This is a genomic window from Erythrobacter sp. F6033 (assembly GCF_023016005.1).
Classification (GTDB): Bacteria; Pseudomonadota; Alphaproteobacteria; order Sphingomonadales; family Sphingomonadaceae; genus Erythrobacter.
The window spans coordinates 687,324-710,325 of the sequence record NZ_JALKAZ010000001.1; the positions used below are offsets into that span (position 1 = coordinate 687,324).

Consider the following 23,002-nt stretch of genomic DNA (forward strand, 5'->3'; position numbering starts at 1 on the left):
ATGATATGTAGGAGTCGGGCTTTAACAGCCCAACTTGGCGGGACTGTACAAGTCTTCTGTCGGCAAGGTCGGTAGTCTGACGACTGTCGGCTTGGGCAGAAGACCTGTTTTGGGATTGTGTTCCGGCAGGCATGGACGAAACAGGCGCATCTCGCGGGGGGAATGAGATGACGACACCACAGGTGCAATGGCGGCCGAAATGGCTTGTCCGGCAGGATTCTGGCTTCGTGGCTAGGGTCACTGCCGCGCTTTGCTTGTTGATTGCAGTTCCAACCAGTGTCGCAAATAGCAACTCTACCTATGAAGGTGTGGCCAGCTGCGCCGGTTCGACATGCCATGGCCGAGCCGAAGGAAACGGTGCTGTGGTCCGTCAGGATGAGATCGCGACATGGCAGGAGCCATCTTCACCCAGCGGCGCGCACAGCAGGGCCTTCGCTGTACTTGCTGGCAAGCGCGGCCAACAAATCGCGACTAGTCTCGGGCTAGGCAAGGCCACCCAAGCTCCCGCCTGCCTCGGTTGTCATGCAACCTATGTTCCCTCTACGCAGCGTGGCGCCCGTTTCCGCACAGATGATGGTGTCGGCTGTGAAAGCTGCCACGGGCCATCGGGTGAATGGCTTGCTGCACACTATGCGCGTCCTGCAACGCATGCTTCGAACGTCGCGAAGGGTCTGACTCCTCTGGAGAACCCTCAGGCACGCGCAAATGTCTGCCTCGATTGCCACTACGGTTCGACCAAGACCGGCCAGTTTGTAACCCATTCAATGATGGCGGCGGGGCATCCTCGTGTATCGTTCGAACTCGACCTGTTTAGCGCCCTGCAACAGCACCACGATATTGATGGTGATTACACCGCGCGCAAACGTGCGCCGAACGCCGTCCGGTTCTGGGCAGTCGGGCAAGCCGAAGCGGTAAAACGTGCGACCAGCCTGTTTGCTAAGCCGAAATTTGGCGCGGAGGGCGCTTTCCCGCAGCTCTATTTCTACGACTGTCACTCCTGTCATCGGACCATCACCGATGCACAGCAACGCAAGCTGACTTTTGAAACCAATCCGGGCCGCCCGATTCCATTTGGCAACCCGCCGTTCAATGATGAAAATATCATCATGCTTTCGGCGGTCGCGGGCGCGCTTGTGCCCGGCCAGGCAGACAGCTTTAAATCGGCGAGCCGCGATTTCCACCGTGCCATGGGACAAAGCGGATCGGACGCAAGGCTTGCCGCGCAGGAGCTTTCCCGGCGGGCAGGGGCGCTGTCCAATGCGCTAAGCCAGCGTGCCTACGCAGATGCCGACGCGTTTCGGGTGATTGAGATCGTATCGAGCAAGGCGACGTCTGATCGGTTCACCGACTATGCCGGATCGGTTCAGGCTGTGATGGCGATCGACACGCTGCTCAACGCGCTTGTGAAAGAAGGCCGTGTTTCGGTGGGCGCAGCGGCGGGAATACGGAGCAATATCAATCGCGCCTATGCTTCCGTGGCCGAACCGAATGCATACCGCCCCGCCGAATTTCGCTCGGCCCTTAAATCCGCTTCCGGCGCAATTGGAAGGTTGCGCTGATCGATGAAGGGGGGATGGAAAATACTGGCAGCGGCGCCTCTATTGGTGCTCGCGTCGTGCGGAGGAGGGGGAAGCTCGCCAAGCGGCGGCGGAACCAGTTCTGGTCCACCTACGCCTCCACCGCCACCGCCATCGCCGCCACCAACCGGCGGGTTCTTCAGCGTTCCTGCGGCAGAAAGCCTTAGCGCTGCAGAAGTCGGAGCCGTCATTGCACAAGCTGCCGCTCAGGCCGCGTCTCAGGGGGACGCGGCAACAATCGCTGTCACGGATCGCGTCGGCAATGTTCTGGGCGTTTTCCAAATGCCCGGCGCTGGCGCCACAGCGGACATTCCCGGCGCGCCCAACGGGCAAAATATCGATGCGCAGGGACTGACCATACCAGCGACAACGGCAGCCATCGCGAAGGCAGTGACCGGAGCCTATTTGTCGAGCGGCGGGAACGCGTTTTCAAGCCGGACGGCGAGCATGATCGTGCAAGAGCATTTTCCGCCTGCACCCACAACAGCCGGATTGGAAAGTGGCCCTCTGTTCGGGGTGCAGTTCAGCCAATTGCCGTGCAGCGATCTTGTGAGCCGCGCAAGCGACGGCATGATCGGTCCGCAGCGTTCGCCGCTTGGCCTGTCGGCTGACCCTGGCGGTTTCCCGCTCTACAAGAACGGTGTCGTTGTTGGCGGTATCGGTGTCATTGCAGACGGCGTTTACGGATCCGATCCGAACGTGCTCGATGTCGACAACGATGTAGATGAACCGATCGCCTTGGCCGGGACGGTAGGGTTCGAGGCACCAGTCAGCATCCGCGCAGATCGCATTTTCGCCGATGGAACATCACTGCGATACACCGATGCGACATACGCGCAGCTTAGCTCGGTCAGCGGCGCTAGCTTTGCAGGCACAGCCGGATCGATTGTTGCGGTCGCGGGATACCACTCTGGTGGCGGTCTGATCGCGGGCACTGCCTATGGCAGCGAAGCCTCTGGCATCCGCCCTTCGACGGCGAGCGAATTTTCGCTGACCGACGCGTTTGTCTTATCGAATGGCGCTGGCATGAACCGCTTCCCCATTCGCGCTGGCACAGACGGGGCGGACATTGCTTCGCCAATTACCAGCGCAGAGGCTCAGGCAATCCTCGAAGAGGCCTTTAAGGTGATGACGCGCGCGCGGGCGCAAATCCGTCAGCCATTGGATAGCCGCGCGCAGGTGAGCATCAGTCTGGTCGATACTCGGGGGCGGGTGCTCGGTATCGTTCGTTCCCCCGACGCACCGATTTTCGGCATTGATGTGAGCCTTCAAAAAGCGCGCACAGCGAACTTTTTCTCCGGCGCATTCGCCGCGAATGAGCTGGGCGCTGCGGCTGGTGAAGTGCCGCAGTTCGTGAACCGCGTTCGGACTTTCCTGAATGATCCGAACGCTCTCACCGGATCGTTTGCCTTTGCGGATCGATCTGGCGGCAATCTGTCGCGGCCTTTCTTCCCCGATGGCGAAGTCGGTCAGCCGCATGGGCCGCTCTCGCGCCCTATCGATCAATTCAACCCGTTTTCAACCGGTCTGCAATCTGCGTTGATTGTCGGCAATGTCGGTCAGCATCTCGGCTTTGTTCAGGGCGCCAATCTCGACACTCCTGACAATTGTACAACCCTGCCTCAGATAAATGCAGGCGAGACGCGGCTGGATAACGGAATCCAGATTTTCCCCGGCTCGGTGCCAATCTATCGCGGCAACCAACTGGTCGGCGGGATCGGTGTTTCGGGCGACGGGATCGATCAGGATGATATGATTTCGTTTCTCGGCCTCCATAATGCTGGGCAAAGCATCGGCGGGATCAACAATGCGCCGCTGGATATCCGTGCAGACCGGATTGTGGTGCAGGTTGGCGGGCGTGAAGTTCGATTGCGTTACGTCAATTGTCCGTTCGCGCCGTTCCTCGATACCAATGCGCAAAATGTGTGTGAGGGGCTGTAGCAATGGCTGTCTCGCTCATTCCTTTAGCGATGATCGCGCAACCAGCGCAGCAGGCTGAAGAACCGCCTGTTGTTCCTGCGCAAGAAGAGACGGTTCAGGAGCCGGATTGGGAGAAAGAACCGCCGCCGGTTGATCCCGGCATCATCGAAGGCCGTGAGCGGCCCGGTTTCCAAGGAGAACTGCCAGACCGGATTGACCAGACCAACGAAGGCGCTGCGCGGGCTCCTCCACCGGAAGCATTTCCGACAGACCAGATTCCGATTCCAGATCGCTGGCGGCTGATCGAGGATTTGGGGCTGCTCAAAGAGGACATCCTCGATCCGTACAACCAGAACACTTACAAGGGTGATCGCCCGATCAATCCGGATAAGGTTCCGTGGTTGCCAATTACAGGCGATGACTGGTTCTTCGTCGTCAACGCGATCAGCGACAGCGTCTATGAGCCGCGCACATTCCCAATTCCTGTCGGCATCCAGACCACCGAAGACGTCGACCGTTTGGATGTGTTCGGCGATGATTTTTCGACCGTCCTGTCCCAGACATTCATTGTCGGCGCTGCGCTTTTGAAAGGCAGCACGGCCTATAAGCCGCCCAGCGTCGAATACCGCGTAACGCTCGCTTACAACGTCAATTATGTCGACGTGCCCGAGCGAAGAGTATTGTTTGTCGAGCCTTCGCAGGAAAGCGACCGGCTGGATCATTTCCTCGGCGTGCAGGAAGCCTTTGTCGACTACCACTTCACGCAGTTCGACAATGACCGTTTCGATTTCATCTCGATCCGTGCCGGCATCCAGCCGTTCCAGTCCGATTTCCGCGGTTTTCTGTTCAACGACAACCAGCTCGGCGTGCGGCTGTTCGGTAACCGCGACAACAACCGGTTTCAGTTCAATCTCGGCGCGTTTTGGCGGCTTGAGAAAGACACCAATAGCGGCCTGAATTCAGTCGTGAAAACGCCGCGCGATGACTTTGTGTTTATCGCCAATGCCTATCGGCAGGACTTTCTTATCCCTGCGCTGACCAGCCAGATCACTTTCGCTTACAACCGGAACCGCGAAGCGGGCGATATCGAGATTGACGATAACGGATTTCCCGTGCGCCCGGCACTGCTCGGAAACTTGCGTGGGCGCGATTACGATGCCTACTATATCGGCTACAACGCCGATGGCCGCGTCGGACGGATCAACGTCACCGCGAGCGCCTATTGGGTGCTGGGCGAGGATCGGAACAACATCTTCACCGGCGAACCCGCCAGCATCAATGCGCAGTTCGCAGCGGCGGAACTTAGCTATGACCGGGACTGGATGCGGTTCCGCCTGTCGGGTGCATATCAAAGCGGCGACAGCGATCCGTTTGACGACACACAAGGCGGGTACGACGCGATCTTTGAAAACCCGGTCTTTGCAGGCGCGGACACATCATATTGGATACGCCAGACCATCCCGTTTGCTGGCGGCGGACGCGCGGTTTCTGTGAATGGCCGCAATGGCATCCTGAACAATCTGCGCAGCTCGAAGGAACAAGGGCAGTCGAACTTCGTCAATCCCGGCCTTATTTTGGCAGGAGTGGGCGCAGACTTAGACCTGACACCGGAATTCCGGCTTTCAGCCAATGCCAATCATCTCTGGTTTGAAGATACAACGTCTCTGCAAGTGCTGCGCAATGAAGGCTCGATCCCGAAAGAGATTGGCTATGATCTGTCGGCGGCTGCGATCTGGCGACCCAAGGCAAACCAGAACATCGTTTTCCGCCTGTCCGCTGCGACACTGATCGCTGGTGATGGTTTCCGCGATCTGTTCGATGCGCGGGCTGGCGGGCGCGAATTCGTCTCTGTTCTTGCAAATGTGGTGCTGACTTACTGATGAAACAGCTACGCGCATCTCTCGGCAAACACTTGCTACAACAACTCGCTCTGGTGGCGGCGATTGTCACGCTTGGCCTGGCGATCTTCGCAAATGAGACAATGGCGGCGGATAAGGAAAAGCCGGTCAAGCGTGATTACAGCCGCGTGATTGCCGCGCCTGCACCTGCGAACCAATCGGTCGCGCAGATGATGGCAAAGTCGGAAGGCTGCAACACCTGCCACGTCAAAACTGATGCACCGACAATGCACGTAACACCCGCCGTGCGGCTGGGTTGCACCGATTGCCACGGCGGCGATGCGAGCGTTCGAGGCAATTCGGAATTGCCGCATGATCATGCTGATTATGTCGCGGCACGCGACCGCGCCCACGTTCTACCGAAATATCCCGATAGCTGGCACTGGCCGTCGTCGGCGAACCCGAAACGCTCTTACGCGCTGCTCAACAAAGAAGCGCCGGAATTTGTGAAATTCGTGAACCCATCGGACTACCGCGTGGCGCGCGAGGCATGCGGGTCTTGCCATATTCAATCCATCGAAGCGGCTGAACGTTCGATCATGGCGACAGGCGCGATGCTGTGGGGCGGGGCGTCGTACAATAACGGTCTGCTGCCGTTTAAGAACTATCTGCTCGGTGAAGCCTACACCCGCAATGGCAAACCTGCGAAACTTGTCTCGCCAACCGGTCCAAGCGGCGAGCTGACCGAAGATCAGATTGCGCGGGGCGCGATCAAGGAAATGTATCCGCTGCCGACATGGCACGTGCTGCCGCCGGGGGACATCTTTCGCGTGTTTGAGCGCGGCGGGCGCACAATCAACTCGCAATTCCCCGAAATCGGTTTGCCCAACCCGACGGGGCAGATTCAACGGCTTGAGGAGCCGGGCCGACCCGACCTGAAACAGTCCAACCGTGGTCCGGGAACCGGTCTGCGCGTAGCGATCCCTGCGCTGAATATTCACAAGACGCGCCTCAACGATCCGTTTACATGGTTCATGGGTACCAACGATCAGCCGGGCGATTATCGCCATTCCGGCTGCGCCTCCTGCCATGTCGTTTACGCCAATGACCGTGAACCGCGCCACTCGCTCACCTATGCAAAATATGGCCGCGATGGTCAGACGATCACAAGCGATCCAACGATTGCCAACAAGCTCGAAAAAGCCTCGGGCTATGGCAAGGATGATAAGGGTCATGGCGGTCTGAAACAGCCGGGCAAGACCTATGACGATGATGCGCTAACGATTGATGGCAAGATGAAGGAAAAGGGGCACCCGCTCCAGCACGTCTTCACCCGCTCAATCCCCACTGCGCAGTGCATGAATTGCCATATGCACCAGCCGAACATCTTCCTGAACTCGTATCTCGGTTACACGATGTGGGATTACGAGAGCGACGCGCCGCTGATGTGGCCGAAAGAGCAAGCCTATCCCACTGCCGAGGAAGTGCGCGAAGTCATCAAGCGCAACCCCGAAGGCGCAGCTCCGCGCGGCAAATGGGCTGATCTCGATTTTCTCCGCAATGTCTATGACCTCAATACTGAGGCCAAGGACACGCAATTCGCCGATTATCATGGCCACGGCTGGAATTTCCGCGCGATCTTCAAACGCGACCGCGAAGGCAATCTGCTCGATAAAGAAGGCGAGATTGTCGACAATGACGATCCAGAAAAATGGCGCAAGGAAGGCGAGGGCAAGTTTGTCGAGCCCGGCACCAACCCGGGCAAAGCCGTTCACCTGATGAGCATCCACGCCGAAGTCGGCATGCAATGCGCGGATTGCCATTATGAGCAGGACAGCCACGGCAACGGACTGATTTATGCCGAGGTCGCAAACGCGATCGAGATCGGATGTAAGGATTGCCACGGCACGCCGGACGCATACCCGACACTGCGCACTAGCGGCCCCGCTGCTCCGCCAAAAGGCCACGATCTTGCGCTGCTACGCAACCCGGATGGTAAGCGCCGCTTTGAATGGATCGACAATGGCGACGGCTCGCGCAAGCTTATGCAACGGTCGATTGTTGACCCAGAGCTTGAGTGGGAGGTCAGCCTCGTCAAAGACTCGGTCGATCCCGACATGCCCACCTTCAACGGCAAAGCTGCGCGGGCCAAGCTGATGAGTAAATACGGCGCGGAAACTGGCAAGTTTGAATTCGGAACCGGCGTCGAAGAAGAAGACCGCGCGCACCAGGATCCGGAGATGGCGTGTTTCACATGCCACCTGTCTTGGACGACGAGTTGCGGCGGGTGTCACCTGCCGATTGAAGCCAACTGGAAGACCAAATCGCATCGCTATGAAGGCGGCGAAACGCGCAATTTTGCGACCTATAACCCGCAGGTCGCGCGCGATCAGATGTTCCAGTTGGGTAAGCACCAGACGACCAAGGGCAATCAGACCGCACCGGTCCGCTCGTCATCGGCGCTGGTATTGTCTTCGACCAATATCAACCGCGAGCGTATCTACGTGCAGCAGCCGCCGATCAGTTCGATTGGCTTCTCCTCACAAGCCTTCGCGCCGCATTTCCCTCACACTGTACGCGGCACTGAGACCAAAGGCTGTTCGGACTGTCACCTCTCAGAAAAAGAAGACAACAACGCGATCATGTCGCAGCTCCTGCTGCTCGGCACGAACTATGTGAACTTCGTCGGCATGCATGCATGGACCGGACAGGAAGACGGCTTCACCGCCGTTCGCGTGACCGAATATGAAGAGCCGCAGGCCGTCATCGGATCCTACCTGCACAAATACGCTTATCCCGATTATTGGGGCATGCATGTCGATAACAATGGTCGCGAACTCAAAGACTGGGTGCGCGGCAAAGCCTTTGACGAAGATCTGAGCGGGGAAACTAAACCGTTCGAGGAATTCGTCAATGTTCACGAGGGCACAAAGGACCGCGTTGGCTGCCTACAATTGCGCGGTGAGTATATGTTCGTGGCGGAGGGCCGTGGCGGCTTCCGCGCGTACGATGTTGCCTCGATTGCAAACAAAGGCATTTCCGAGCGGATTATCACTGCGCCATTCTCACCGCTTGGCCATGACACGCATGTCGATACCACCAACGCGACCTGCATGGCGCTGGCTACGAACCAGCCCATCGCGCCGACGCGCAGCACAGCGGAACTGCGTGAGATCAATCAGGAACAGGCGTTCCTGCCGATCTACAATTATGCGGTGATTACCGATGCGGTTGAAGGCTTGGTGTTGGTCAATGTGAATACGCTGGCTGACGGCGAGTTCCGCAACAACAATCTCGACCGTAAGGTTTTTGCGGATGGCAGCACTGCTTGGAACCCCGATGGTGTTCTGAATGGGGCTTCGCACATTCACCTTGCTGGTGAGGTCGCTTTCATCACTGCGGATCGAGGGCTTGTAGTGGTTGATCTGGCCGATCCCAGTGCGCCGAAAGTTGCTGCGATTCGCGAGCTGACCGACGCACGGGCGAGCACGATCCAATTCCGCTATCTCTGGGTCACCGATGTAGATGGCGTAAAGCTGTTTGATGTCACCGACATGCGCAATCCGGTCGCCGTGCCAGAAGGTACGGTTCCATTGGCCGATGCGCAGCGCATCTATGTCGCGCGAACATATGCCTATGTCGCGGCGAAGAATGACGGTCTTGTGATCATCGATGTGACCCGTCCGCGTGCCCCTGTGATCTCGCAAAAAGTCACGCTTGGCGGGACGCTCAACGATGCGGAGGACGTGATCGTCGCCTCAACCAATGCCTCGCTGTTTGCCTATGTCGCCGATGGCCGCAACGGGATGAAGGTGCTGCAACTGACCAGCCCCGACAGCCAGCGCAACTTCTATGGCTTTAGCCCGAAGCCAGTGCCGGAATTGGTCGCATTCGCAAAAACATCCGCGCCAGCGATTTCGCTGTCCAAAGGCCTCGATCGGGACCGTGCGGTGGACGAAACCGGCGGTCAGATGGCGGTATTTGGCAGGCTTGGTTCACGGCCATTCACTCGGCCCGAGATGGAGAAGCTCTTCATGACCCGATCAGGCATTCCGTGGAAGGTCTCCGACGAGGTCAACATGAATGCTTGGATGGGCGCAAACCTTGATGAGACGCCGCGTAACGTGCGCCGCCGCGAGGATGATTTCACCGGAGAATAGATGACCACTGGCCGCACGATTGCAGCGGCCCGTTTGATCAGGTTCGCTCGTCGAGTAGTCCCTGCATCATGGGTTTCAAATGGTCGCTATACCGCGCGAGCGTTGGCCAATCGCCAACAGGCTGCAGGTGCGTGACAAGCGTATCATCATGCCAGCGGTGCAAGCTGTAGAATGGCGGTTCGGCGTCCACGATCCCGCGCTCATCTGCGACCTCGGTATCAACAGGGCGCAGGTCCAGCGTGACGGCAGGTGCGACGGCTGGTGTCACGCTAAGCGGGATACCGGCAACAGCTGAAAACACCGGGCGATGCAAATGACCCGATCCGATACCGACAATCTGTTTGTGGCCGGAGACGACGGCGTGAAAGCGCTGATACCAGGGTTCGCTAGCCTTGGGATCCATCCAATCGATCCCGGCCACAACTGGCGGGTGATGCAGGAAGATCATGGTCGGCGTGTCAGGATGTGCCTCAAGTTCACGCGTAACCCACGCCGCGCGTTTTTCGCAGAAGCCGCCACCATGGCGGCCCTGTTCCAGCGAGTCGATGCAGAGCACGCGAAATCCGTTGAGCTCGATGGCATATTGCACAAAGCCATCGTCATTTTCGTATCCCGGAAACACATCGACCAGAATACTTCGGGTGTCGTGGTTGCCTGTCATCGGATAGACGGGGAAGGGGCAGGCTTCGATTGCGCTGCGCAAACGCGCGTAACAGTCCCGGTCGCCGCCATCAGCAAGATCGCCGGAAAGGATAAGGATATCCGGCAGAACATCCTGTGCGAGGATATGATCGCGGACATCCAAAAAGCGTTTGTAATTGAACTCGTTTTCACCCGCGCTCGGGTCAAAGCCGATATGAATATCGGTTATCTGCGCGATCAAAAGCGCCGGTTTGGCATCTCCCATCCTCAGCGCTTTATCCCTTCGAGTATGGCAACCAGATTGGCGGGCATTTCATCCCCCCTCTCCGGCGCCCATGGTTTGGCAGGCGTGTGATAGGCGTGGCACATAGCGCAGCTTGATGGCACGATTTTGTCGGTTTTCACAGCCGCCTCGCCTTTGTGGCAATCGCGGCAACTGGCGAGATCGGGGATCAAGAGGTCGGTCGCTTCGCCAGATGTATCGGCTTCGTGACAACTGATGCAGGTCTCATCCTTGTGAGCTTCATGATCAAAATAGCCGTGGAAGAGGAATTGGTCGGGCAGGTTCACTGGCATCACATCCGCAACACCATTGGTGGTGGTGGGCAGGTGGCATTCGCCGCACACACCGTTGGGCCCGAGTGCGTTGCTGATCGAAAGGTAGGCGCCGAATGGCCGCCCGAAATTGGAATAGTAGCGGCGGCCTTGCGCGAATTGGCCGGGGCGGGTTCGTCCGCTTGATGCTGCCGGACGCGACCCGCGACTGACCTTCCTTAGGTCTTCACGAAGGTCATCGACATCGCCGTGACGCAGGCTAGTGAAACCCGAACCCGAGCGGCCCGAGACGAGGCTGTGGCAGCTTTCGCAGGATGACTCCATTTCGACCGGTTTGAAGCCGACTTTGTCGTCCGTTTCAGTGTGGCAATCGCTGCATTCCAATGCCGCGCCATATTTCCCGATGCTCAGCGCCATTCGGGCGACACCGCCCTGCTCATCCATGTGGATGTCATGCGGGAAGATAAGCCCGCTCATTTCGACTGGATTTGCATCGAGCGAGACGCGCATCGGCTTATCAGCGGCGAGCTTGGTGTAGAAAGTCGGGCGGAACTGCGGATGCTCTTCGCCGAAATCGTGCGCATTGCCGAGCGACGTGTCGGTCAGGCGCGTATCGAGATCGTTGTGGCAATCGGAGCAGAATTGCTGGCTGGCCGGTTCTTGCTTGACTGGGCCTTCGTGTTCGGTGTGGCAGTTCACACAGCCGAGTGGGCCTTCCTTGCCAAAGCTCTCGGCGATTTTCCACTGGAGCGCATCGCCAGCGCTGAACGGCGGCATGCCGGTGGCAAGGCGCGGTTTGTCGGCGTGGTCGCCCAATTCCTCGTGGCAGGTCAGACAGGTCGCATCCTGCACCGATACAAAGGGCGTGACGTGGCAGGCTTCGCAGTTTTCTTCGAGGCTGTGGTGCGCAAGACTCAATTCGCCAGTGCTCCATGTGCTGTCGAACACAACCTGTCCGGGCATATCGCTTTCCGGATCATTCTCGACCGGATCGCGGGTCAGGTGCGTGATTACGGGGATCGAAAGTAGAGCGATCAGAATGACTGCCGCAAACGCCCAAGACATGATCCGTTTGCTGGGTAGGGCGCTGGCCAAAGCAAAGCCGCGCAGCACGTCTTTCGTGTCGCTGCTTTCCGCCTGCTTGATCGTAATGCTGGTCGTGTCTTCGCGCCCAATCGTCAGCCGCGATGAGCCAAGCGACAGTTCCGCGCCTGCATTGGGCGCGATTTCAGCGCTGGTTTCCGTCTTGCCATCAATCCCGAAGCCAAGCCCGCTGACGCTTTCGACGATCAGGGTGCCATCGGGCGCTTCGTGGATGCGGACGTGATGTTGCTCAACCGCAAGATCTGGCAGATGGATGTCGTTATCAGTGGCGCGGCCAATCGTCAGATCGGATTGATCGAGCGTGCGATCGCGCACAATTTCCCGCCCGGCGGTGGTGAAATCTACAGTGCGGATCAGGAACGCCATGCTCTCACCCTCACCAATAATAGAACACGCTCACGACATGCGCGAGCAGTGCGGCGAGCAATGCGATGGTCGCCGGAATATGGATGAAGAGCCACACTTCGAGCAGCGCACGGATGCGCAAGTGGCGGCGGATTTGGGCAAGCTGTTCGGATCGGCGAGTAAGCAATGTGGTAACGCGCTCTTCGGCTTCGCTTCCTCCTGAAGGCATGTTTTTGAGAGCTTTCGCCGTGGCACATCCCGGATAGGAACCGGAAAGGCGACCCAGAGCGCCTCCGTAGAACACATCCTGTTCAAGCGCGGCGATAATCAGATCAGATTGTGCGCGGTCGAGCGGTTGCGCTGCGCTATCAAGCTGGCGGTCAATCGCGGTCAGCGCGTCGATCATCTCCCCGCGCGTCAGTTCCTTGCGGTTTGAACTCAGTTCGGCGGGCAAGGTGGCGTAGGCCCAGACGCCGTAAATGCCGGTGATGATCACCAGTAGCATCAGCACATAGGCGAGCGTATGGACGTTCCAGCCGATTTGGAAACCAGTGTGAAGCGTACCGATCACGATCAGTGACAGCCCGAGCCACACATGTGCGCTCGTCCAAGCTTTCAGGCTCCAGTGACCGGTTGTGATATTACGTTTGCGCACGCCCAGCAGGGATAGCCAGATGATCAGCAGCAGCCCGATCGTGCCCAGCGTATAGCCATACCAGCTGCCACCATTCGGGCGCGGCTCCTGATCAATCAGCGCATAGCCGACGCCTGCCGCAATGCAGAGCACGACCGCAATTTTCAGCCAGCGCCAGTTCCTGTGCTTAAGGAAGCTGACATGATCGGCATCGCGCCTTTGCTCGTCCTGCTTGAACTTGTTCTGCGCTGTGCTGGCCATCACTCAACATCCTCGGTGATCTTGGTGAAGGTCAGAAATTTGTCGGGTGACACGCGGATCGCCGCGCCAGTCGGGCAGGCGCGCACGCAGGCGGGGCCGCCTTTGATCCCAGCGCACATATCGCACTTGATCGCCTGTTTCGGCTGTTCGGGATCGCCATTGGTCTTGCGCCATTTCGCCGATGCCTCGCCGGGGCCGGGGCCGCTGCCAAATAGCAGCCATTGCAACAGCGATGGTTTCTTCGGCGGTTTCGGATCCATGCGGATCACACCGTAGGGGCAGTTGCGCTGACAATTGCCGCAGCCGATGCAGGTCTCGTCGATAAAAACTTCGCCATCGGGGCCGCGCTTGATCGCGTTGGGCGGGCAATCGGCCATGCAGTGTGGGTGCTCGCAGTGGCGGCATGACGTCGGCACGTGAAGGTGCGCGTAGGTTTTGCCCGCCTCGCGATCGAGCCGCGAAAGTCCCTCATGCGCGTCGGCGCAGGCGCTTTCGCAATTGTCACAGCCAATGCAGAGCTTCTCATCAATCAGCAGCACGTCGGTCGCTTCGCCCAGTCCCTGATCGACGAGGAAGGATGCGGTTTCAGAATACATATCGACGGCGCCGTCAAAATCGTCTTTGCGGCTTTCGATAAAGGCGTTGATCTCGCGCCGACCCGCCATATCGGAGAGCGCACGCTCGCGCACAGCAGGGTTGCGCTCCATCAATTCCATAAAGCCTTCGCCAGGTAAGCGGATAACTTCGGACTTGATTGCAGCCTTCACCGTCGCGGTGCGCGCTGATCCGTCGATCACTGCCATTTCGCCAACATAGCTGCCAGCGGGGAGGTAAGAAAGGAACACGGGCCTTCCGCCGATGGCCTTCTCGACGATCATCGAACCGCGGCGGATGATGAAGATGTCTTTGTCATCCGCGCCTTCTTCGATGATCACCTGACCGGCGCGGATATCCATCACTTCGCTGCTTTCGACCAGCGGCGCGACGTCTTCTTTGGTCAGGCCCGATCCGAACATTTGCAGCAATTGCCGCTCAACCGAGATGCGATTCACCGCGCGCGCTGCGCCGGGTGATGTGGCAATCAGTTTAAGCGCAGCGGTGCGCGACAGTTCAATGGCAACAACAGGTTCAGCGGCGCGAATGGTAGCGCCCCTGCGACGACCAGAGATCAGGCCGACCTCGCCAAAGATTGATCCTTGCTCGATCGGCACGGTGATTGATGGATCATCCGGATTGACTTCAACCGCGACGGAGCCCTCGGCGATGGCAAACATCGACGATCCCGGCGCGCTGCGGGTGAAGATCACGTCGCCCGCCTCGTAAGCGTGAACCGCGCTGTCGAGCATCAGTTCGCGCAGCTGCAGCGTGGAAAGCTCTTCGAGGATGGAAACATTGCCGCCAAATATTCCGAGCCAGTGTTCGACATCGTGATTGCCGGGCAGAACGCTGAATTTCTCGGCGAGGATCGGCTCGTCGGCAGGCTTCAGTTCCTCATTACCGTTGAGGAATTCGATCACGTCATAGCCCTGGTTCATGCAGTGCTTGATCAGCGGATACCCCGCGAGCGCGCCGATCACGTGAATGCCGGGTTTGGTGGTTTCAAAAGCAGGTGTCAGCTTGGGAAAAGCGCCGCGTTCTTCACTGGTGAACTCGATCCCCATCGCTTCGACAAAGCCGCGCGGCGGCTGTGAACCGGTGCGCGCGATTATACGGTTGCAGGGAATGGTTTCCTGACCGTCGCGCGTTTCCAGCACCAATTCGCCGTTCTTCACCTCGGCAGGGCTGGTTTCGCGGCGGACGCTGATGCGCCCCTCTTGTTCGGCTTCTTCCAGCAAAGTGACATTGGCTGCTTTCGCGCGGGCGAAACTGTCGCGGCGGTTGAGGATAGTCACAACATTGCGCTGCGCATCATCAGCCGCGAGTCCCAGAGCGTTCTCGATACCTGCGTCGCCAGAGCCAACCACGGTGATGTGCTCGTCGAAATATTCGCCCGGATCATCCAGTTGGTATTGGATCATCGGATCATCGGCGCCGGGGCAGCGCAGCATATTCGGATTGCCTTGCGTTCCAATGCTGAGAACGATGGTTTCCGCTCGCACGGTCTCCCCGTTCTTCAGCGTGATCGTGAAATTGCCTTTGTCGCCTTCGACCTTGGCAACCTCGGCATTCATCATGACGTTCACATTTTGCGCGGCGGCCTGTTCGTCCCAAATGCCAAGGATCGTCTCGCGCTTGCCCGCGTCGAAATCAAAGTCACTGCGCAGTACCAGATTGGAGGGCGTCGCCATGACGTGCTTGCCCTTTTGGTACTTGTAAATCGTGTCAGAGAGGTGATCGGTTTTTTCGAGTAGGACGTGGCTCATTCCAAGCGCTGCTGCGTGTGCAGCGGCACTCAATCCGGCAGGGCCGGAGCCAACAATGGCGACTTTATACAAGTCCGACAATCTATCCCCCCCTTTGGATAGATTTACACCCATCGCCACCATAGGGAAGTGGCTCAAAGATGCCAGAGAGAATTGCTCAATTCTCCCGGCGATGTTAGCGCCCGGCACATGGGATTGGACAACGAAATGACCGAAGCTGACACCGATACGAACGCCAAGACTGAAGGCAGTTCGAAAGCTGGCTGGATTTTGCTTGGCGCGGCGGCGCTGCTGGCCGCTGGATCGGTCGCATATAATGTGATGGATGCGGGCGGCGGAGAGGAAACCGAACAGGTTGCCGCAAGTGGCCAGCCAAGCATCGAAGATCTGCGAAAACTTGCCGAAGCATCCTCCGATGATGCAGGCGCGTGGGGTGATCTAGCCTACGCTCATTTCGAACAAGGCGAATTTGCAGAGGCCGCCGCTGCCTATGAAAAGGCTGTCGAGATTGATGCTGGCGCTGCGATCCTTTGGTCTGCGCTGGGTGAGGCGCGGGTGATGGCCAATGACAGCGCCGCACCGGATGCCGACCCGCTTCCCGCTGCGGCGATGGATGCGTTTGCGAAGGCACTGGCGATCGATGATAGCGATCCAAGAGCGCGCTATTTCATGGCGGTGAAGAAAGACGTTGATGGCGATCACGCAGGCGCAATTGCGGACTGGCTCGATCTGCTTTCTGATACGCCGCCCGGTGCGCCGTGGGAGCAGAACCTTGTCGAGACCATCCAGCAAGTCGGTGCGATCAACGATATCGATGTTGCGCAGCGCCTAGCCGCTGTCAGCGATGGCAGAATGCCGGTTGCGAATGGCCCTGCAGCGTCAAATGTTCGCGGGCCGAGCGAGGCAGAACTGGCCGCGGCAAGCGCAATCCCACCCGGTGAGCAGCGCACCATGGCCGAAGGAATGGTCGCCCAACTTGAGGCCCGCCTTCAAAGCGAGCCGGACAATCTGGACGGATGGGTCATGCTGATGCGCAGCCGCATGACATTGGGAGAGCCCGGCAAAGCAAAGACCGCGCTAACCGCCGCTGTCGCCGCCAATCCAGACTATGAAGGCGAATTGAAACGGCAGGCGCAGGCGCTCGGTGTGCCGCAATAAAAAGGGCGACCCAATCGGGCCGCCCTTTTGAAATTGCGCTTTGGCGTGGTGCTTAGACGACGCCGAATGCCAGCATTGCGTCTGCGACTTTTTTGAAGCCTGCGATGTTTGCGCCCTTCACATAGTCGACATAGCCATCGCCATCGTCGCCATACTCTACGCATTTCTCGTGAATGCCTTCCATCAGATCGGTCAGCATGTCGCCAAGGCGCTCCTGGTTCCAGCTGATCCGCTCCGAGTTTTGGCTCATTTCGAGGCCTGACACCGCAACGCCTCCAGCGTTCGCCGCCTTGCCCGGTCCATAAAGGATTTTGGCATCGTGGAAGACTTTTACGCCTTCTAGCGTGGTGGGCATATTCGCGCCTTCGGAGACGCCTTTGCAACCATTGCTGACCAGCGATTTCGCTTCGTCTTCATTGAGCTCATTCTGCGTGGCGCAAGGCAATGCGAGATCGCATTCGACGCCCCACGGCCGTTCACCTTCGTGATATGTCGCGCCTTTGAACTCATCGGCGTATTCGCTGATCCGGCCGCGTTTCACGTTTTTCAGGTGTTTGACCCAGTCGATCTTTTCTTGATCGATGCCGTCCGGGTCATGGATGAAACCACCGGAATCCGACATGGTCAGAACCTTGCCGCCAAGCTGCGTGATTTTCTCCGCTGCGTGCGTCGCGACATTGCCTGATCCGGAAATAACGGCGCTTTGCCCTTCGACATCATTACCCTGATGTTTGAGCATGTTTTGCAGAAAATAGACCGCGCCGTATCCGGTCGCTTCGGGCCGCATCTGCGATCCGCCATATTCCTGACCCTTGCCAGTTAGCACACCTTCCCAGCGATTGGTCAGGCGTTTGTATTGGCCGAACATGTAGCCGATCTCGCGACCGCCAACGCCGATGTCACCCGCAGGCACATCGGTGTTCGGGCCGATATGACGGTAGAGTTCTGACATAAAGCTTTGGCAGAACCGCATCACTTCGCTGTCGCTCTTGCCGCGCGGATTGAAGTTTGCGCCGCCTTTGCCGCCGCCCATAGGCAGGCCCGTGAGCGAGTTTTTGAAAGTCTGCTCGAATGCGAGGAATTTGAGCACGCTTTCCGTCACACTCGGATGGAACCGGATGCCGCCTTTATATGGGCCAATCGCGTTGTTGTTTTGAACGCGCCAGCCGCGCTGTACGCGGATATTGTGGTTGTCATCTTCCCAGCAAACACGGAACGAAACGACGCGATCCGGCTCTGCAATGCGGCGCAGGATTTGCGCTTCGTGATATTCGACTTTGTCGGACATGAATTCAAAGATGTCCTGCGCCACTTCGTGCACAGCTTGGATGAATTCGGTTTGCCCCGGATTGCGTTTTTTTACGCCTTCCATGAATGTCGCTAGGTCTACGTGATCTGAAACGGCCAAAGTGCTTCTCCCCCAAAAAACAGCGCGACCAACGGATTTGATGGTTTTGTTATGTGGCTCTCTATCAGCGCAAAGCGCAGTCCATGCAAGGGTTGCGACCCTTCCCAATCGGTAGGGTTGCAAAAGAGGGCCAGCCGTATAGGCTTATCTACTCTTCCTTCACCGCGCAGTTGTTTTGGGCTTTTCAATGGCCTGCATCCGCGCAGCTTCGCTCTTTGGCGGGCCAACCAGAGACGCGTCTTTTTATGACTGACAATTCCGCAGCAACCACTTCGACAGATGATCTGCCGATTGAACCGCCGATGGTCGAATTGTCGATCCCGACACATGACAGCGGTTTTTATGACGGGTTCAGCCGCGAGGTCTCGATCCCCGGCAAGATCATTGTTTCGCTGCTGATTATGTGGGCGATATTCTTTCCGCTCAATGCGATTGAAACGCTGAAGGCGGCGAATGATTCCATTATCGCGATGTTTGGCGGCTGGTACATCTATCTGACCGCCGCTCTAGTTGTAGTGTGCCTTGTTCTCGCGCTGATCCCGCAATCGGGAAGGCTGCGTCTGGGCGCTCCTGATGAGGCTCCTGAGTTCAGCCGCTTTTCGTGGTTTGCCATGCTTTTCGGCGCAGGTATCGGGATCGGGATGCTAACATTTTCTACCGGAGAGCCGCTCGCGCACTTCGCCAACAACCCCGACATCATTCGCGGGGATGTTGAGGCACTGTCTGCCGAAGCTGTGCGATCCGCTTACATGTACACATTCCTGCACTGGGGCTTCGGCGCGTGGTGCACCTATGCGCTCGTTGGCCTCGGCATCGGCTATGTCTCGCACCGCCGGGGATTGCCTCTGACGATCCGGTCCAGCCTTGCGCCGCTGTTTGGCAAAGTGATGTCTGGTATCGGCGGGCATATCGTTGATGTGGTCGCCGTGGTCGCGACGATCCTTGGCGTGGCTTACACGTTGGGCTTCGGCGTTGAGCAGTTTGTTGCTGGCCTTTACCGGATCGGATTTGGCGAATGGCTGATGACGGAAAAGCCCGATGGTGGCGGTCTTGGCGCGTCTTCGATGGGGATTATTCTGGCGCTTGTCGTGCTCGTCGGGGCGTCGACGGTCAGCGCATTGTCGGGCGTCGGCCGCGGGATCAAATGGCTTTCCAACCTCAATATGGGCCTTTCTTTTGGTCTGCTCGGGCTGTTCGCGGTCGCTGGATCGGGGCTCTATGCCATCGAACTGCTTTGGAGCGGGACTTTGGATTACATTCTCACACTGCCTCAGCAAACGCTGACCTTGTTCAAGGCTGACGGGAGTGAAGTCGGTGATGCGCTGGTCGCGTGGCAGCTTGGCTGGTCGGTTTCTTATTGGGCGTGGTGGATCGCGTTCGCTCCTTTTGTGGGCATGTTCATCGCACGCATTTCGCGCGGTCGGACGATCCGCGAATATGTGCTCGGCGTGGCGCTTGTGCCGTCGCTGATGTGCTTTGTCTGGATGGCGCTTGCGGGTGGCACCGCGATTGATCTTGAGCTGAGCGGTGCTGCGGGCGGGTCCATCCTCGAAGCATCAATGGCGGATCAGCTTTATGCGACGCTTGCGGTTATGCTCAGCGAAGGGACCATGATGATCGTTTCGGGCCTCGTCGTAATTCTGCTGATGACATACCTGATAACCTCCGCAGACAGTGCGATCCTGATCGTCAACACGATCAACGGGGCTGGCGATGATGAGGGCAGCCGCCGTTATCACATCGTATTCTGGGGCATCGCGCTCGCTTTTGTGGTCGGCTCCATGTTGATTCTTGGCGGGATTGAAGCGATCCGCGTCACCATGATTATCGGCGCGCTGCCGTTCTCTGTCGTGGTCGCGTTGATGGCCATTTCGATCTGCAAGGCAGTGGCTTATGATCTGATCCGCAAGCGGCATGGTGTTCCGACCACCGCAGAGGCGTGTGAGAACTGGGACGGGAAAGTAACTCCCGCTGAATAAGTAGTGTGATTTTTGCCTATCTATAAATACAGATAGATGCATACTTGCCACTATTTGAATTTGTAGATGATATTTTGCGCGCCGTTTTTAGTAAAAATCCAGATAGATTTGCTTCATAGGTGAATTACATCAGGTGGACTTGAAAGTTCGCACTTTGACTTTGTTTGTGGTTATTCTGCAACAAGCATGTCGTTGTTCTGCAAATCTTACTGCCTAGCTGTGGCCACCTGCATAATGGGTTGTTATTGGGAACTGAATCGAACGTGATGCTTATCAGTAACTGTTCGTTTCTTGGGGAACGCCGTTGCACTCTGCACCCGCGACCCAGTCGAAAGCTCAAAAGGGGCCCATTACATGTCGAAGTTTATTGGCGGCGCGTCAGCAAGCGCGCTCGCAATTGCTATCGCATCACCTGCAGTCGCACAGGACAACACCGCTCAGCCAGAAGCAGAGCAACCTGAGCAGCGCGGGGGTGTCAAAACCATCGTCGTTACCGCGCAAAAACGCAGTGAAGACCTTCAAGACGTTCCAGTATCAGTCGCCGCTATCGGCGCTGAACAGCTCGATGAGCTGAACATTGATACGTTCGAAGATTATCTCGAGCAGCTGCCGACTGTTACCGCAGGCGGCAACGGCCCGGGCCAGAGCACGATCTACATTCGCGGTCTCGCATCGACCACGCCGAACATCACCGTTGCCGGTGTTGCCGGTCTCGCCCCGAACGTGGCGCTGTATCTCAATGATCAGCCGCTCGCGCAGCCGGGCCGTAACCTTGATGTATACGCGGCCGACCTTGAGCGTATCGAGGTTCTCTCCGGTCCACAGGGCACGCTGTTCGGCGCAAGCTCGCAGGCTGGCGTTGTCCGTCTCATCACCAACAAGCCAAGCCTGAACGGTTTTGACGCTGCATTCTCTGCTGGCGTTTCCTTCACCAAAGGCGGTGAAGCAAGCTATCAGGGCGAGGCCATGGTCAACGTCCCTGTCAGCGATAACATCGCGCTGCGCGGTGTTGTCTATCTCGACGACAAAGGCGGCTACATTGATAACGTCGCTGGCACGCGCTCGCTTCGTGAAAGCGGCCGGTTCCGTCCAGCGGGCACTGTCCGTTCGAACGGTGTCCCGGTGAACGCCAACCGCGGCGGTTTCCAGTCTGATGCGGCAACGCTCGCGCTGATCGATGCCAATGTCGACTTCATCGAAGCTGACAATGCCGGTATCGCTCAGGATAACTTCAACGACACCCAGTATGCTGGTTTCCGCGTAAGTGGCCTTTGGGAAGTCACTCCTGATTGGACAGTGACCGTCGCGCACCAGCGCCAGAGCCTTGAATCAGATGGCGTGTTCTTCGCCGATCCTGAATTGAACGGCCTAGACGATCTCGAAATCGAGCGTTTTGAAGAAGATCGTCTCGAAGACAACTTCTCGAACACAAGCTGGACGGTCGAAGGTCGCCTCGCGATGCTCGACGTCGTTTACACCGGTGCTTACACCGACCGCGAAAGCACGCAGCGTGCGGATTACACCGACTATCTGTTTGTCGGTCAATATCTGCCGTATTACATCTGTGATGGCGGGGTAACGTATCCCGGAGCAGGCGGTCCTGCTGGCACTTGTCAGGCCCCGAACCTTTACATCAACTCGTTCAGCAAAACCGAAGTGTTCACGCAGGAACTGCGTTTTAGCACTCCGGATGACTGGCGCATTCGTTTCCAAGGCGGCGGTTTCTATTCGGACCTCAGCCTCGAAGAGCGCGTCGACTTTGCCTATCCGGGCAACGTAGCGGCCCAGCCATTTGGTCCGTTTGCGCCGAACTTCCCACAGGACACAGGCTTCACTTCGCTTGACGGTCCGTTCCCTGCAGAAACGATCTTCCGTAACGACATTCGCCGTACGGACGAGCAGTTTGGCTTCTTTGGTGAAGCCAGCCTGGACGTTGTGCCAGACTTGCTGACCGTCACCTTCGGTGCGCGTTACTACGACATCGAAGTCGACTTTGAAGGCAGCGCAAACGGTTCGTTCTGTAACTCGGGTGGAACGGATCAGAACGCGTTCGGCACCGACATCAGCGATCTTTATGATGGTGACGGACAGTTCACTTTCATCGGTTCGTGCGATCCGGCGCTTCGTCAGACATTTGATCTGAACGACAGCTTGGCGGACATTGAAGCGGCGGGTCTTTCCGCAACACAGGCACAGCAAGTGTTCAACGCCGTTCGCGCGCCAGATGTGGCCGCGACTGACGGTGTTATCGTGAAGGGTACGGTCACACTGACCCCGAACGAAGACCTGCTGTTCTATGCGACCTATTCGGAAGGTTTCCGTCCGGGTCTGCTGAACCGTCCAGGCGGCGCGGCTGGTCCAAACGGCTTCACCGTCCCATTCGCTGTCGATACCGATGAAGTGAAGAACTATGAACTCGGTTGGAAAATGGACCTGATCGATGGTCAGTTCCGTTTCAACGGTTCGGCTTTCTTCGTCGACATTTCGAACCTGCAAACGCAGATTTTTGATCCTTCGATCACCAACCTGTTCTTCTCGGATAACGCTGCAAACGCAGAGATCTACGGTGTCGAAGCCGACTTCACGATTGCTCCATATGCAACGCCGGGTCTGACCATTGCGGGTGCTTTCTCGATCCTCGACACAGAGATCACCGAAGTGCTTACCCCGACAACCGACGTAATCGCCGGTTCGGAACTGGCCTTTGCGCCGGGCTTCCAGGGTAACCTGCGGATGCGTTACGAATGGGATCTGTCCAGCTCAACCGAGGCTTACATCCAGCCGCAGGTCAGCTATTCGGGATCGAAGTTCACCGACATCATCCAAATCAACAACATCGAACTCGACAGCTACACGATTGTCGATCTTCGCGCCGGGATTAAGAAAGACCAGTGGTCGTTCGAAATCTTTGGTGAGAACCTGTTCGATGAGCGCGCTCAGATTTCGGGCAACTTTGGTAACGACCGTGCGCGGATCGTCACCAACCGTCCGCTGACCGTGGGCATGCGGGTTGGTTTCGACTACTAATCGAAACGAATACCATCATTCGAAGGGCGGG

Annotated in this window: 12 protein-coding genes; 7 read left to right on the plus strand and 5 right to left on the minus strand. The window is 57.8% G+C overall.

The window, feature by feature from the left end; genetic code table 11:
- Positions 1-167 precede the first annotated feature (167 nt).
- Genes MWU39_RS03190 through MWU39_RS03205 form a run of 4 tightly spaced genes read left to right on the plus strand, consistent with a single transcriptional unit; the run spans position 168 to position 9,495 of the window.
- Positions 168-1,559 carry a multiheme c-type cytochrome gene (locus MWU39_RS03190; RefSeq protein ID WP_247158533.1) on the plus strand — a complete coding sequence of 464 codons (1,392 nt, stop codon included), beginning with the start codon at positions 168-170 and terminating at the stop codon, positions 1,557-1,559.
- Between the two features lie 3 nt (positions 1,560-1,562).
- Entirely contained in the window at positions 1,563-3,518 is a 1,956-nt protein-coding gene (locus tag MWU39_RS03195) for a heme-binding protein (protein WP_247158534.1), read from the plus strand.
- 2 nt (positions 3,519-3,520) lie between these two features.
- The gene (locus MWU39_RS03200) at positions 3,521-5,377 is read left to right on the plus strand and encodes a hypothetical protein (protein ID WP_247158535.1); all 1,857 of its coding nucleotides are present in this window, start codon (positions 3,521-3,523) and stop codon (positions 5,375-5,377) included.
- Positions 5,377-9,495: a hypothetical protein gene (locus tag MWU39_RS03205; RefSeq protein ID WP_247158536.1), complete on the plus strand. Its 4,119-nt coding sequence runs from the start codon at positions 5,377-5,379 to the stop codon at positions 9,493-9,495. Before MWU39_RS03200 ends, MWU39_RS03205 begins: the two co-directional genes overlap by 1 nt.
- Before the next feature lie 37 nt (positions 9,496-9,532).
- Here the strand turns inward: MWU39_RS03205 and MWU39_RS03210 are convergent, their stop codons facing one another.
- From MWU39_RS03210 to MWU39_RS03225, 4 genes are read right to left on the minus strand one after another with little or no spacing between them, the layout of a single operon-like run.
- Positions 9,533-10,402 carry a metallophosphoesterase gene (locus tag MWU39_RS03210; RefSeq protein WP_247158537.1) on the minus strand — a complete coding sequence of 290 codons (870 nt, stop codon included), beginning with the start codon at positions 10,400-10,402 and terminating at the stop codon, positions 9,533-9,535.
- A 2-nt stretch (positions 10,403-10,404) separates the two neighbouring features.
- Positions 10,405-12,162: a cytochrome c3 family protein gene (locus MWU39_RS03215; protein WP_247158538.1), complete on the minus strand. Its 1,758-nt coding sequence runs from the start codon at positions 12,160-12,162 to the stop codon at positions 10,405-10,407.
- A 10-nt stretch (positions 12,163-12,172) separates the two neighbouring features.
- Positions 12,173-13,036, minus strand: a complete 864-nt coding sequence (locus tag MWU39_RS03220; RefSeq protein ID WP_247158539.1) for a hypothetical protein — start codon at positions 13,034-13,036, stop codon at positions 12,173-12,175.
- Positions 13,036-15,480: an NAD(P)-binding domain-containing protein gene (locus MWU39_RS03225; protein ID WP_247158540.1), complete on the minus strand. Its 2,445-nt coding sequence runs from the start codon at positions 15,478-15,480 to the stop codon at positions 13,036-13,038. The genes MWU39_RS03220 and MWU39_RS03225 overlap by 1 nt, the downstream gene beginning before the upstream one ends.
- Positions 15,481-15,588: 108 nt before the next feature.
- Here MWU39_RS03225 and MWU39_RS03230 point away from each other — a divergent pair, with 108 nt between their 5' ends.
- Positions 15,589-16,557, plus strand: a complete 969-nt coding sequence (locus MWU39_RS03230; RefSeq protein WP_247158541.1) for a tetratricopeptide repeat protein — start codon at positions 15,589-15,591, stop codon at positions 16,555-16,557.
- A 52-nt stretch (positions 16,558-16,609) separates the two neighbouring features.
- Here the strand turns inward: MWU39_RS03230 and gdhA are convergent, their stop codons facing one another.
- The gene (gene gdhA, locus MWU39_RS03235; RefSeq protein WP_281501064.1) at positions 16,610-17,965 is read right to left on the minus strand and encodes an NADP-specific glutamate dehydrogenase; all 1,356 of its coding nucleotides are present in this window, start codon (positions 17,963-17,965) and stop codon (positions 16,610-16,612) included.
- A 245-nt stretch (positions 17,966-18,210) separates the two neighbouring features.
- Between gdhA and MWU39_RS03240 the strand changes: the two genes are divergently transcribed.
- On the plus strand, positions 18,211-19,944 hold the full coding sequence (locus tag MWU39_RS03240) for a BCCT family transporter (protein WP_247158543.1): 1,734 nt from the start codon (positions 18,211-18,213) through the stop codon (positions 19,942-19,944).
- Between the two features lie 354 nt (positions 19,945-20,298).
- The gene (locus tag MWU39_RS03245; protein WP_247158545.1) at positions 20,299-22,971 is read left to right on the plus strand and encodes a TonB-dependent receptor plug domain-containing protein; all 2,673 of its coding nucleotides are present in this window, start codon (positions 20,299-20,301) and stop codon (positions 22,969-22,971) included.
- Positions 22,972-23,002 lie beyond the last annotated feature (31 nt).